A 13,212-nucleotide genomic window follows, 5' to 3' on the forward strand; every position below is an offset into this window, starting at 1 on the left:
ACTTTGGGGAGGTACTTCCTTTTTTGTGTTTTGAAACCCTTGCCCTGTAAGGGCTAAGATTTATGAAATTGATTCATAATACATACCTATTTAATATTATGTGCGGCAAACGAAATCATATCGTAAGGGATTTGACTAGTTATGTAATGAAAAAAGTTAAAAAAGGTACTCTCCTCATGTCGATGAGAGTACCTTTTTAACTAAAGATTCTATCAAATTAAGCACTTTCTCTAGGTGTCATATCTTGCTCAACGACAGATCCGTCTTTCAGTACGAGTTTTGGTTTACCATTGCTCTCTTCAACGGTCTCCTTCGTAATAATACATTTTTCAATATCGTCACGAGAAGGTAAATCAAACATCACATCAAGCATAAGCGCTTCTAAAATCGATCTCAGACCACGTGCACCTGTCTTTCGCTCGATTGCTTCATTAGCAATTGCTTTTAATGCGCCTTCTTCGATTTCAAGCTCGACATTATCAATATCAAATAACTTCTCATACTGCTTCGTCAAAGCATTCTTCGGTGCAGTTAAAATTTCAACTAATGCATCTTGATCGAGTGGCTCCAGGCTTCCGATGACAGGCAAGCGCCCGATAAACTCTGGAATTAAACCAAAACGGAGCAAGTCTTCAGGAAGAACTTTGGAAAGTAATTCTGACTCTGTCATTTCTGGCTTTTTCGCTTCTGTACCGAAGCCGATGACACGCTCACCAAGACGACGTTTTACAATTTGATCAACTCCATCAAATGCACCGCCTACGATAAACAAGATGTTCGTCGTATCAATTTGAATAAATTCTTGATGTGGATGCTTACGGCCACCTTGAGGAGGTACACTCGCTGTCGTGCCTTCTAGAATTTTCAGTAATGCTTGCTGTACACCCTCACCGGATACGTCACGGGTAATGGATGGATTTTCAGACTTACGGGCAACTTTATCAATTTCATCGATATAAATGATGCCTTTTTCTGCTTTTTCAACATCATAGTCAGCTGCCTGAATTAATTTTAATAAGATATTCTCAACATCTTCACCAACATAACCGGCTTCAGTTAGTGATGTAGCATCTGCTATTGTGAATGGAACATTTAAAATTCTCGCCAACGTTTGTGCTAGTAATGTTTTACCGCTACCCGTCGGTCCGAGTAACAAAATATTACTTTTCGCGAGTTCTACGTCGTCGTTCTTAATGTTAGAATTAATTCGTTTGTAATGGTTATAAACAGCCACTGACAACGATTTTTTTGCTTTATCCTGACCGATTACGTAATCATCAAGGATGTCACAAATTTCTTTCGGTTTAGGAATTTCTTTCAAATCTTCCTCTTCAACCGTGCCTAATTCTTCTTCTACAATTTCAGTGCATAAATCAATACACTCATCACATATATAAACGCCTGGTCCAGCTACAAGCTTTCGCACTTGATCTTGTGTTTTACCACAAAATGAACACTTTAATTGTCCTTTTTCTTCACTGAATTTAAACATTATTTCACCCCAAAATCAATATTAATGATCTATTTGAACTTCTTACGTTGTAAGTTGCATTAACCGTATTTCCCATTATGTACTGCTAAAGAAAAATAGTCAAAAGATAAACTTTACTTCTATTCGTATGCAATAAAACAAGAATGTTTCCTGTTAACTCACTATGGTTTCACCGATATTTGAGCAATCAAGCTTATACGACACGGAGATTATCAATCCCTTTAACTACGTTGAACTCAGTTCGTTTGCTCATTTTCGGATCCCTACATTTATGAGTAGATGTTATATTATAGCTTACCTAAAAACGGGTGCTCTTAAACTTATCTCTATGGTGTTATTTCGTTATGTAAAAACGGAGCACGTAAAGAAACTTACGTGCCCCTTTAGTTTGGGTATTAATTATTCATTTGATTGTTCTTCTTCTTCAGTTGTTTCTTCTTTAGGCTCTACTAGTTTTGCGTTTTCAAGAAGGAAATCAATTGATTTTTGAAGTTTTAGATCGCCTTTCAATGCGTCTGTATTTCCGCCAAGCATTTGTTTCAATTGATCAACTTCCATTTGATATTGAGATGCCATATCTTCGAGTTGCTTATCAACATCTTCTTCAGTTACTTCAAGCTGTTCTGTTTCTGCGATTGCTTCCAAAGTCAAGCTTGTTTGTACACGTTTACGAGCATCTTCTTTCATTTGCTCTTTTAGATCATCCTCAGTTTGACCAGAGAATTGAGTGTACATTTCCATTGTCATACCTTGCATTTGAAGACGTTGTTCAAATTCTTGTACCATGCGGTCAAGCTCATTATCAACCATCGCTTCAGGAATATCGATTTCTGAGTTCTCAGAAGCTTTATTGATTAATGTTTCTCGCTTTTGATTTTCGATTTCGTTTTCTTCTTCGTCAATTAAACGTTGCTTCGTCTTTTCTTTCAACTCATCAAGCGTTTCAACGTCATCATCAACGTCCTTAGCGAATTCATCATCTAGCTCAGGTACTTCTTTATACTTGATGTCATGAATATTCACTTTGAAAGTAGCTTCTTTTCCAGCTAGTTCTTCAGCTTGGTAATCTTCTGGGAAAGTAACTTTAATTTCAGTTTCTTCACCTGCAGATTTTCCAACAAGCTGCTCTTCGAAACCTGGAATGAAAGATTGAGATCCTACTTCAAGTGAGTGATTTTCTGCAGAACCACCTTCGAATTTCTCACCATCAAGGTAACCTTCAAAATCAATAACGACTGTGTCGCCTTCTTCTACTTGTCCTTCTTCTTTCACGACAAGCTCAGCTTGTTTTTCTTGAAGTGTTTTCAACTCAGCATTAACGTCTTCATCTGTTACAGAAGCTTTTTTATCTTCTACTTCAAGACCTTTGTATTCGCCAAGCTTCACTTCAGGCTTCACTGTAACTGTTGCTTTAAAGATGAATGGTTTACCTTTTTCAATTTGCTCGATATCGACTTCTGGCTGATCAACTGGTGTAATTTCTACTTCGTCGATAGCTTCACTGTAAGCTTCAGGTAGAATGATATCAACTGCATCTTGATATAAAGATTCTACGCCGAAACGTTGTTCAAAAATCGGACGAGGTACCTTCCCTTTACGGAATCCTGGAACCTGTACATCTTTAGATACTTTTTTGAAAGCTTGATCTAACGCTGAGTCGAATTTTTTCTCGTCGACCTCTACCGTCAAGACGCCTTCATTTCCTTCTTTCTTTTCCCATTTTGCTGACATTATAATTTCCCTCCAACATCTATTCATTCATTTAAAAACAATAGATTTTTTTCATGCATTTCACGATTCTATCATATGCAACCATTATATTATAACATAGAAATTTTTCGGTTCAACACCAAGGCTTTCAAGGTTTTAATCATCAATTTGTGAAAAATAAATTTTTTCATAACGCTCGATTTTCTCCATCCATTCTTCTTGATCTTTCGTCATTTCATTTTGTTTTGGAGAAGGTTCATCTAACGTCAAATATTGTTTCGCCAATGCGAGAACAGCGTCTGCTACATCTGTTGCCTGCTCTAGATTTGGTGTGAACGGAAACAAAATATATAAATAACGATACAAAATTTGTTTCATAAAAGAAAATAGCGTTGGATCTTCCTGCTCAATATCATCCAATGCATTGAGAACCTTTACGGCAAACTTCGTATCCAAAACATCTTCGATGACCGTTGGGTTTACTACCATATATTTCTCAAACTTTTCAATTTCAAGGTTCTCATTCACTTCTTCATCCATACACCATTGAAGTAAACCCGTTTTAATTACGGGGTTTAGTTTTGTATCAACGAAGTACGGCTTAATCAGATTCAAGTATGGTCGCACGGCAAATGTTCGATGATAGGATAACAGTTTCCATTGTTCTTTAAAATGACCATTTTCCAAAGAATCAATAAAGTGATCCATATCTTTTTCTTTTTCATCAGCCCCAGTTGTGGTTAGAAATTCCTCACATTGATCATAAAGCAATTGAAAGTGTGCTTTGTATTCTGGAGGTAGATTAGTGTCATTTTCGAGTTGATATAGTGTATCCATTACTTCGGAATATTGATTCGAGTGAAACAAAATATTTAAATAGATATGTATGTATTGATAATAATTCGATTCATCTTCCTTCATCAATTTCCGACATAAACCTATTGCTTGTGCGTTTTGTCCCAACTCACTAAGTGAAATAATTTTAGCAACCAATATTTCATTGGAAGCTGCGTTAAAGCTTTCTAACTTATGTATCAAAAGTAATGCTTCTTCATAATTTTTATTCTCGATTGCTAGCCTGCTTTGCTCCTCCAAGTCTTTTTTCCAACCTGGAAACATTACAACCTCTTGTTTCTCATTCATAATCACCCATCCAATCTTATCTTGGTACGTATCTCATTACCCCTTTCTTGAAAAGGAGAAACTTCAAAATTAAATTATATGTAAAAGATTAATGCTTATTAAAAAGACCTCCTTCTAATTATATCGGTTGAGAATTCGATCAACTGAAGCTCCATATACCTCGCCGAACAAATTTAAATGAACGAGAAGATAGTAGAGTTGGTAAATCTCCTTCATATCGTTGTAATTCGAATCAATCGGGTAAACATCGTTATAAGCATTGTAGAACACTTCACTGAACCCGCCAAACAATTCTGTGAAGGCTAACTCAAAGAAACGATGTCCAAAGAGAAATGATGGATCGATTAAATAAGGGACGCCATTTGGACCTACTAACCAATTTCCACCCCAAAGGTCTCCGTGTAAAAACGAGGCATCAACATCATTTGAAAGCAATGTGTCCAACCGTTCCATTAGCATTTCTAATTTATTGCGACGAACATTTTGTATGGTCCCTGTTTTTATGCCGAGCTCCAATTGGTTTTTCAGTCGGTAATCTCGATAGTAGTCGACCCATGAAACACACAACGCATTCTTTTGAGTAAGTGTTCCAACATATGTATCGGAATAAAATCCATGTTTTGAATTTGTTTGTTGATGCAAGAAGGCAAGATCCCTTCCTAACATATCATCAGTTTTCGGCGTTTGAACCCCATCAATCCATTCCATCAATAAAAAAGCCTTTCCGGGTTCGTCCGAATAATGGATAACTGTAGGAACATGAATGGTCTTCGTACTTCTAATCTTCTCTAATCCTGTTTTTTCAATATGAAAAAAATCTTGTGGTGCATTCGTATGTACTTTCATAAAATATTGATTTTCAACCGTTTGTATTTGAAAACTGTTGTTGATTGAACCTCCTGAAACTGATTTAACTTGTTGAATCTCCTCCCCGATACCAGTCTGTTCAAAAAGTTCGTTTACTAAACACATTTTTTGAACTTCCTTTCCATTTAATTGCTGTTTCAATTATATACGAATTTTATAATTCTTCACAAACAAAAGAAAAATGGTACCAAGGAAAACCCTTGATACCCTTTAAGCCATTAAGCTTTATTTTTACCTTACGCGACGAACGTGTCCAGCGAACTTGCTCTTCCAATAGCCTTGAGTCATATCCGCAACTGCAAGGCCTGTTGAATTTTGCGAACCGATAAACTTCCCGTTCCCCAAGTAAATCCCTACGTGTCCGTTTGTTTTATATGTGTTAAAGAAGACGAGGTCACCTGGCTGTGCTTGACTATATGAAATTTTTGTACCGGTAGAACTCAATCCGGCTGTACTGCCCGGAACTGAAATTCCAGCTTGTTTGAAAGCCCAATGAATAAATCCTGAACAATCAAAACCTGCCGTTGTTTTTCCGCCCCATCGATAAGGCGTGCCTAGATGAGCATAACCTGAATTAATGGCAGTTGATATATTCCCATTGGCTGTAGGTGCACTTTTCGTTTGCTGACTTTGTTTACTTTGCTTACTTTTACTCTTAGAAGTATGTACAACTGAAGAACCTTCATCATTACCAGATGATTGATGGGAAGCTAATACAATCGTTTCTGTTTGTTGTTCAGCTTGCTTTTGAGCAATCTCATTTTTTACTTGCTGTTGCATATTGGCTAGCTCACTGTCTTTTATTTGAAGTTCATCTTGCAATGCGAGTAATTCAGACTGCTTGTCTTTTAACGATTTCTGTTTTTCTTTTGCTGCATCCTTTTGATCTTCAATCAAAGAGATCATTCCTTGAAGTTCAGTCTGCATATCTTTTAATTCTTGTAACTTGCTAAGTACTTTATTTTGTTTGTTTTCTACAGTTGCTTTATCCTCTTGTTGTTCTTGGATGAGTTGTTTATCAGAGTCCATAATTTTCTTTACGGCGTTTGACCGGCTAATAAACTGCCCCATGTTTTTGGAACCTAAAATGACTTCGATATAGGCGATGTCTCCCCCATTACGATGATAGGAGATGAGACGTTCTTTAATAATCTCTCTACGAATCTCAATGTCTTTTTCAATCTGTTCAATTTCATCTTCTAATTGGTCGACTTCATTTTCAGTTTGGTCTACTTTTTCCTCTGTTTCATCCATTGTTCGTTGGTTTTCTTCCAAGGTTTCATTCAGTTGTTCAAGCTCTTGATTCAATTCTTCTAAATCCGTTAGCACCTGGTTAACTTCTGATCGAGCGTCTTCTATATTTTGTTGTACATCAGCTCGCTCGTTTTGTAATTCTGATTGCCGGTCTTCCAAGTCCTCGATTGTCTCAGCATATGTATGTATTCCAAAAGCACCAGTAATACCAATTACTAAACAAGATGAACGAATAAGTGACCTTAATTTCATTTGTAAATCCTCCCAAATAGAATTGCTAGATTGTTAGATTTATGTTTGCCTCAGTATAACATTCATAGATTTCAAAGAGATTAACTGAATATTACAGTTTCATTTCAATTCGACTAAAAGTAAGTCGAATTTTGTATATATGTGTTAATAACTGGAAAAATGAAGGGATGTTCGAATACATTTACCAAAAAATCAATAGTTCTTTTTTCATAATAGCGGCATACGCCTTAATTCTTTTGTCATTTGGCTTCATCCTGTACAATGAAAGTAATCTTGAGCATCGCAGTAGGGGGCAATAAAGTGCAGCAACTACTATATCATTCAGCTTGGAACAAACAAGTAGATTCGACGTTGGACCAACAGATCCAAAAGGCATATATCCAAACTAGAGATGATGAAGATCAGGTAATCGTACCGTTGAGACAGGCAGTCAACCATAAGGGAGACTATTTGCTTACTGTGCTTTTGCATAATCGAAAGCAACAAACGCTGAATCTATCCACTGTACATTTATCGGTCTCCTCGCCAAACTTCAAGGCGAATCAACAACAGTTTTCGTCAGCTGAGTGGAGTATCGCTCCAATGACAAGTGCTCCATGGACTTTTATATTCTCACAAGCGAACTATTCTGGTGAACTGACAGATGATGTCTCAAATTTAACAATTGATATCACTTCCTTTGAATCCAATTGAATAAGTCCCCTCATTTTTTGAGGGGACTTTGTAATGCAAAATCACTTAATAAATAATCTTAGTAGCCGTAACCGCCACCATACCAGGATGCTCCAACAATAATCAATAAAATAAACAAGACGACAATTAAGGCGAAACCGCCTCCGTATCCATATCCTTGACTCATAAACGCTACCTCCCTTTCTCCTTTATTCATACACTATGTAGGTCAGCAGCTATGTGTTTGAGCGAATGACCAATTTGCTCCAAAGAAAATTCTTTATACTGTTTGATCATAATTAATCGTGAATTTATTGCTAATGTACAGAGACGTCATTGCTTCAAATAAATAAAATCATATACTTTTTTTATTTAGTTGGTTGACATTGCTAGCTATCCTTTTATATAATAGGTCTTGTCCGAAAAAGATAAATCATCTTTCTTAGTTCAAAAATGGCTTTAATACATACGTCTCATGCGGGTGTAGTTTAGTGGTAAAACCTCAGCCTTCCAAGCTGATGTCGTGGGTTCGATTCCCATCACCCGCTCCATTCTATGTCGATAGTCAAATGTCCCAGTAGCTCAGTAGGATAGAGCAACAGCCTTCTAAGCTGTGGGTCGGGCGTTCGAATCGCTCCTGGGACGTCAGCACGTTAAAATGAGTTGTAAAGTAAAAAGAGATAAAACCTTCTAAGTATTGATATGTCAATGTTTAGAAGGTTTTTCTCATATTGAAGCGTTGGAATAGAAAAAACTACGTTTTAGACTATACTCCACATTTACTACACATAAAAAACCAAAAAAGAGAGTAAGGCTTATTAGCCCTACTCTTTCTTATTAAGTGTTTGTAGTTCTCGATTAACTTCCCTTAATATTTTCTGTGATCGTTCACTGATAACATTCTTTTCATGCAACAATCGAATGACTTCCGCCATTGCAAAGAACAAAATCCCTACAATTATCCCGTATGCTACCCATGTTATTAATGCGATCCATGATGTTGTTGTTTCGACTTCTCCAAATTCGCCAACTACAGTTTGTTCATACTCGGTAATGCCTATAAATACTCCACCGGTAATTGCTAAAAATGCGATAACAATAAGTGCTGTTACAATTGGATGATTTTCAGATTCCATTTTAAATCCCCCCAATATACATATTATACATTATTTAGGAAATTCCTGCTTTAAACAATTACAACCAAAGCACCTTATGCAAAGACACCGACTACGCTAAGCCTTGCTAATGATTCGTTCAACATATTGAATAACGCATATGTGCCGATTGATACAGCTACCATGGTTGGCAACGCGGTTATATATTCGGCTGCTAAGTCCGAAACATAATCTTTGGTTATCTCTAAAAACCATTCTCCCGCCTTCTAACCGCCTAATTTAAAGCCCTCAATAGCAAAGTCTACTGGGACGTACCTGGGATCCAGTAAACGAATGGTTGCTGGATTTTATTTGCCAATAAAAGACTCTAAAATAATAGTTGGAGAGGCTGGGAAATCAAAGTTATAAACTCAGAAACCTGAATAACAATGTAACTTAGCGCAGGAAATATACGGAGACTTCTGCGGGAGAAAAAGCCTAGGTGAGACCCACAGTGCGAAGCACGAGGAGGCTCAACAGCTGCCCGCGAAAAGCGAAGTATATTTCCGAAGCGAGTATTCCCGCACACTGAATTAAATGTTCCTATCTGTGTCAACATTAAAAGTTTTATCCTAGCCTCCCAAACATTTGATTTAAAACCGAAAAAATCGAACGAGATATGATCTCGCTCGATTTTATATGGGAATTATTTTAAGTATTTAAGCATTTGTTCCAATGCTTTCTTTCGGTGGCTAATTTTGTTTTTGACTTCAGGACCTAATTCACCAAAAGATTGTTCATATCCATTCGGCTGGAAAATAGGATCGTAACCAAAACCTTGATTGCCACGTCTCTCTGTTAAAATCCTTCCTTCACATCTTCCTTCTGTCGTAAGCGTCTTCTCACCTGGACGAGCAAATGCTAACACGCAAACAAACGCCGCTTCACGCTCTTCACTTTTCTTATCCTGTAAATTGTTCAGCAATTTATCGTTATTTGCTTCGTCACTCTTTTCTTCCCCTGCATATCTGGCTGAATAAACCCCTGGTTCGCGGTTCAACACATAGACTTCCAATCCAGAATCATCAGCTAACACCGGAACATTATACTTCTCCGAATAGGTTTCTGCTTTTAACTTTGCATTTTCTTCGAATGTTGTACCTGTTTCTTCTACATCTTCTGCTTCTGGAAATTGTTCCATTAAACTCTTGATTTCAACACCTTGTCCACTAAAGAGCTCTTTCATTTCTTTTAATTTACCTTTATTCGTGCTTGCCACATAAATAATCATTGAATATTCTCCTTTAGATAAGTGCAGCATCATCGCCAAGTGCGTCTTTTTGTATATCAAAAAGTTCTTTGACGCCTTTTTGTGCAAGTTGAATCATCTCATTAAGTTGGTCAGGGGTGAACGTTGCTTCCTCCCCAGTACCTTGAAGCTCAACGAACTCATTCGCCTCTGTCATTACGACGTTCATATCGACAGCAGCTGCAGCATCCTCAACATATTGCAGATCAAGCAACGGTTCTTTGTTATCACTTAAACCGACAGAAATAGCTGCCAAATATTGTTGAATTGGCATCTCATTGATTACTTTTTCTTTCAGTAATTTGCTGCATGCAAGCGACATGGCAACAAATGCCCCTGTGATAGAAGCTGTACGTGTCCCACCATCGGCTTGAATCACATCACAATCGACCCAAATCGTCCGCTCTCCAAGCTTGTTCAAGTCAATGACTGCACGTAGTGCTCTTCCGATCAAACGCTGAATTTCCATTGTACGGCCTGTTACTTTCCCTTTCGATGATTCACGAATATTTCTTCTCTCTGTCGCTCGAGGTAACATAGCGTATTCTGCAGTTACCCAACCTTTTCCTTCACCACGCATGAACGGAGGCACTTTATTCTCAACACTTGCACTACAAATGACTTTCGTATCACCCATTGTAATTAACACAGAGCCTTCTGGATGTTTAATATAGTCTGTTTCAATTTGAACATTTCGTAGTTCATTTGCTTGTCTACCATCAATTCTCATTCAATAGCCTCCTAATGAAAAATTCTTTTCTGCACATTACTATGTGTCATTATGCTCCTAAACATAAAGAAAACTTGGCAAATTACCAAGTTCTTTGTTCGTTTACTGTACCTTAGCAAGGTGAATATGTGCAAATTGGTTTAATAATGCGCTTAACTTTTCAAATGATTGGATTTCTTGCGTCGTGTAAATAATCGGTTCTACAGGTGCATCCATCGGTTCATGTAGAGTGTTTGTATAAGCTAGTATCGATCTCACTTCAGTTGCTGTTTCCAAAGCAGAAGACAAAACCATCACATGATCGCCAACTATTTCTTCAATGATATCTTGAATAATCGGATAATGTGTACATCCTAGAATCAACGTATCCATTTCTGTCTTATCTTGAAAAGGTTGCAAGCTCTCATTTACGATTTGTTTCACCGCATCACCGGTGACATTACCGTTTTCAATCATCGGAACAAATTTCGGACAAGCTACACTCATTGATTCAATAGCTGGATTTAACATTTTTAGCGTATTTGCATAAGCATCGCTTTTAACGGTGTTCGTCGTTCCTATGACGCCAACCGAATTTGTTTTTGTTGATTGAACGGCTGCACGGGATCCTGGCTCAATTACTCCGATTACTGGTATGGATAGTTTCTCTCGTAAGTCATCCAATAAAATTGCTGTAGCTGTATTACACGCAATGACCAGTAATTTAATATCATGATGGGTTAAATAGTTGACTAATTCCCATGTGTATTGAATGACTTGTTCTTCTGTTTTTGTCCCATATGGACATCTTAATGTGTCTCCTAAGTATATAAATTGTTCATCTGGCAATTGACGATGTAATTCTGTTAAAACAGTCAATCCGCCTATTCCTGAGTCAATTACCCCTATTGGTTTATTCATTCTAGTTGCCTCTCTCTAGTATAGGATTAATTCTGTTGCTCATGATCAATCATGACTTTGTATAACTGAGCCATGGATTCGTGTAAACAGTCAAACTCATCTTTTGAATGTGTTAATAAGATCTCTGACAAATAGTCTTGTCGTTTTTGAATCACTTCAGTAATAATGTCTTTTCCCTTATCTAATAAATGTATTCGTACAACGCGGCGATCTTTTGGGTCTCTAATTCGAACAATCAATTCATTTTTCTCCATTCGATCGACTAAGTCCGTTGTTGTACTGAAAGCTAAATACATCTTCTTGGAGAGCTCACCAATCGTTAAATCGCCCAGTTCCCTTAACCACTGAAGGGCAATAAATTGTGGTGGTGTAATGGGATAGTTATTAAGAATCTCTCTTCCACGTTGTTTAACGATGTGTGATATGTATCGTAAACTTTTTTCCATCTCAATAATTTTTTGAGCATGCTCTGTCGAATTCACACAATCTCCTCCTGTCCGACTGCTCCATATAACTATTTTCAGTGTTTTTTCATCAAAATTCAAGTCTAAATGTACAAAACACCATTTTAATCGTATTGAAGGTTATATTACAGTATAGACAATCAGTATTTGAATGGTAATGGTAATGTTAACTTTTTATTATTTTATGCATTTTCAATGAAATGGTCATCATATCTCTGTTTAAAATGCATTAGATGGGTGTTGGGTAGAGCGGTTTTCTTCTCTTGTCGGCCGTGTAGATCTGTCGGGCGGTTAAACCGATTTGTCGGCGGCTAGACAAGTCGCATGGCGGTCAGTATCAATAGAATTACTATCATTACGACATCCCATGAAAAAGCATAATTAACTTAATCCTCCAATTGATCACGTCCAACAAGTATAAATCTTGAACAGCATTCAGAATAAAACAATAAACCGGCAACTATGCCGGTTTACAATTTGATCTCTCCGATGCGAATTAACTCTACAACGGCTTGAGATCGCCCCTTAACTTGAAGTTTTTGAATCGTATTCGAAATATGATTTCTGACTGTTTTTTCAGAAATGAAAAGTTGTTCTGCAATTTCTTTTGTTGTCCGATCCTGGACTAACAGCTCAAAAACTTCTCTTTCTCTTTTGGTTAATATATTACTGGCTCGATATTTGTCATTATTCAAGCGGCAACCCCTCCTCTGTGTAAGAAGTGAGCTACTTCTTCATCTGAGGAAATAAACTAGTCATCATACTTTATGAATAAGGAGGGGTTTCTGTTCGTAATTCTTATAATATATGCTCTTATACGGTTAATCTTTTGTTGATTCCATAATTTTTAATTGTTCTTCAGAAAACGGAGTTGATTTGCCTGTTTTTGCGTTAATTTGAACGACACGGCCTCTTCCAGTCAGACAAATATCATCCTTTTCGTCAGTAGCCATATAATGAATATCCATGGAACTGCGACCTAGTTGTTGGATCTTACAATATAGTTTAATGGTTTGACCAAAATACATTTGTTTCAAATAGTCACATTGTAAATCACTGACCACTGGTACATTTTCTACAGAACCGGTCAGTTCTCCAAAAATCTTATGTTCTTCAATGAATGATGTTCTTGCTTCTTCAAAATAAATAAACGTAGACACGTTGTTCACATGACCAAACATATCTGTTTCTGAAAAACGAACTTTAATGGGAATGTAATAAGTAAACTCTTTTTTCCATTCTTCAAAGTTTGGAATATAGGAAATTTGTTTCATTAATTTTTACACCTCATTTAATGATTTTACTAAAATGAATACTCATTCAGT

14 protein-coding genes and 2 tRNA genes are annotated in these 13,212 nt (G+C 37.0%); 3 read left to right on the forward strand and 13 right to left on the reverse strand.

Features of this window, described 5'->3' with window-relative positions; all coding sequences use genetic code 11:
• Positions 1-217: 217 nt before the first annotated feature.
• From clpX to FPQ13_RS03900, 5 genes are all read right to left on the reverse strand, one after another.
• Entirely contained in the window at positions 218-1,492 is a 1,275-nt protein-coding gene (clpX, locus tag FPQ13_RS03880) for an ATP-dependent protease ATP-binding subunit ClpX (protein WP_144088013.1), read from the reverse strand.
• 399 nt (positions 1,493-1,891) lie between these two features.
• Complete coding sequence (tig, locus tag FPQ13_RS03885; RefSeq protein WP_144088014.1) at positions 1,892-3,223, reverse strand: trigger factor; 1,332 nt, start codon at positions 3,221-3,223, stop codon at positions 1,892-1,894.
• Between the two features lie 135 nt (positions 3,224-3,358).
• Positions 3,359-4,345 carry a hypothetical protein gene (locus FPQ13_RS03890; RefSeq protein ID WP_144088015.1) on the reverse strand — a complete coding sequence of 329 codons (987 nt, stop codon included), beginning with the start codon at positions 4,343-4,345 and terminating at the stop codon, positions 3,359-3,361.
• Between the two features lie 114 nt (positions 4,346-4,459).
• Positions 4,460-5,317, reverse strand: a complete 858-nt coding sequence (locus FPQ13_RS03895) for a fructosamine kinase family protein (protein WP_144088016.1) — start codon at positions 5,315-5,317, stop codon at positions 4,460-4,462.
• A 126-nt stretch (positions 5,318-5,443) separates the two neighbouring features.
• Positions 5,444-6,718, reverse strand: a complete 1,275-nt coding sequence (locus FPQ13_RS03900) for a C40 family peptidase (RefSeq protein ID WP_144088017.1) — start codon at positions 6,716-6,718, stop codon at positions 5,444-5,446.
• A gap of 300 nt (positions 6,719-7,018) precedes the next feature.
• Here FPQ13_RS03900 and FPQ13_RS03905 point away from each other — a divergent pair, with 300 nt between their 5' ends.
• Positions 7,019-7,411, forward strand: a complete 393-nt coding sequence (locus tag FPQ13_RS03905; RefSeq protein ID WP_186279541.1) for an SLAP domain-containing protein — start codon at positions 7,019-7,021, stop codon at positions 7,409-7,411.
• Positions 7,412-7,469: 58 nt separating this feature from the next.
• Here FPQ13_RS03905 and FPQ13_RS03910 read toward each other — a convergent pair whose 3' ends face one another.
• Positions 7,470-7,577 carry a YjcZ family sporulation protein gene (locus tag FPQ13_RS03910; RefSeq protein ID WP_144088019.1) on the reverse strand — a complete coding sequence of 36 codons (108 nt, stop codon included), beginning with the start codon at positions 7,575-7,577 and terminating at the stop codon, positions 7,470-7,472.
• A 290-nt stretch (positions 7,578-7,867) separates the two neighbouring features.
• On the opposite strand from FPQ13_RS03910, the gene FPQ13_RS03915 reads away from it, so the two are divergent.
• Both FPQ13_RS03915 and FPQ13_RS03920 read left to right on the forward strand, forming a co-directional pair.
• A tRNA-Gly gene (locus tag FPQ13_RS03915) sits at positions 7,868-7,941 on the forward strand.
• Between the two features lie 20 nt (positions 7,942-7,961).
• Positions 7,962-8,035 (forward strand) — tRNA-Arg (locus FPQ13_RS03920).
• 179 nt (positions 8,036-8,214) lie between these two features.
• Here FPQ13_RS03920 and FPQ13_RS03925 read toward each other — a convergent pair.
• The 7 genes from FPQ13_RS03925 to FPQ13_RS03955 all read right to left on the reverse strand — a co-directional run bounded on the left by FPQ13_RS03925 (position 8,215) and on the right by FPQ13_RS03955 (position 13,161).
• Positions 8,215-8,526, reverse strand: coding sequence for a hypothetical protein (locus FPQ13_RS03925; protein WP_144088020.1), 312 nt, complete (start codon positions 8,524-8,526; stop codon positions 8,215-8,217).
• 664 nt (positions 8,527-9,190) lie between these two features.
• A complete protein-coding gene (locus FPQ13_RS03930) occupies positions 9,191-9,775 on the reverse strand; it encodes an XTP/dITP diphosphatase (RefSeq protein WP_144088021.1) in 585 nt (194 codons plus the stop codon).
• Between the two features lie 13 nt (positions 9,776-9,788).
• Positions 9,789-10,523 carry a ribonuclease PH gene (rph, locus tag FPQ13_RS03935; protein ID WP_144088022.1) on the reverse strand — a complete coding sequence of 245 codons (735 nt, stop codon included), beginning with the start codon at positions 10,521-10,523 and terminating at the stop codon, positions 9,789-9,791.
• A 102-nt stretch (positions 10,524-10,625) separates the two neighbouring features.
• A complete protein-coding gene (racE, locus tag FPQ13_RS03940) occupies positions 10,626-11,423 on the reverse strand; it encodes a glutamate racemase (protein ID WP_144088023.1) in 798 nt (265 codons plus the stop codon).
• 26 nt (positions 11,424-11,449) lie between these two features.
• Positions 11,450-11,869: a MarR family winged helix-turn-helix transcriptional regulator gene (locus FPQ13_RS03945; protein WP_144088149.1), complete on the reverse strand. Its 420-nt coding sequence runs from the start codon at positions 11,867-11,869 to the stop codon at positions 11,450-11,452.
• 488 nt (positions 11,870-12,357) lie between these two features.
• The gene (locus FPQ13_RS03950; RefSeq protein ID WP_144088024.1) at positions 12,358-12,582 is read right to left on the reverse strand and encodes a helix-turn-helix domain-containing protein; all 225 of its coding nucleotides are present in this window, start codon (positions 12,580-12,582) and stop codon (positions 12,358-12,360) included.
• Between the two features lie 126 nt (positions 12,583-12,708).
• Positions 12,709-13,161 (reverse strand): acyl-CoA thioesterase, encoded by a 453-nt coding sequence (locus tag FPQ13_RS03955; protein WP_144088025.1) that lies wholly within the window; start codon positions 13,159-13,161, stop codon positions 12,709-12,711.
• Between the last annotated feature and the right edge of the window lie 51 nt (positions 13,162-13,212).

This window comes from Allobacillus salarius, assembly GCF_007559425.1.
Lineage (GTDB): Bacteria > Bacillota > Bacilli > Bacillales > Alkalibacillaceae > Allobacillus > Allobacillus salarius.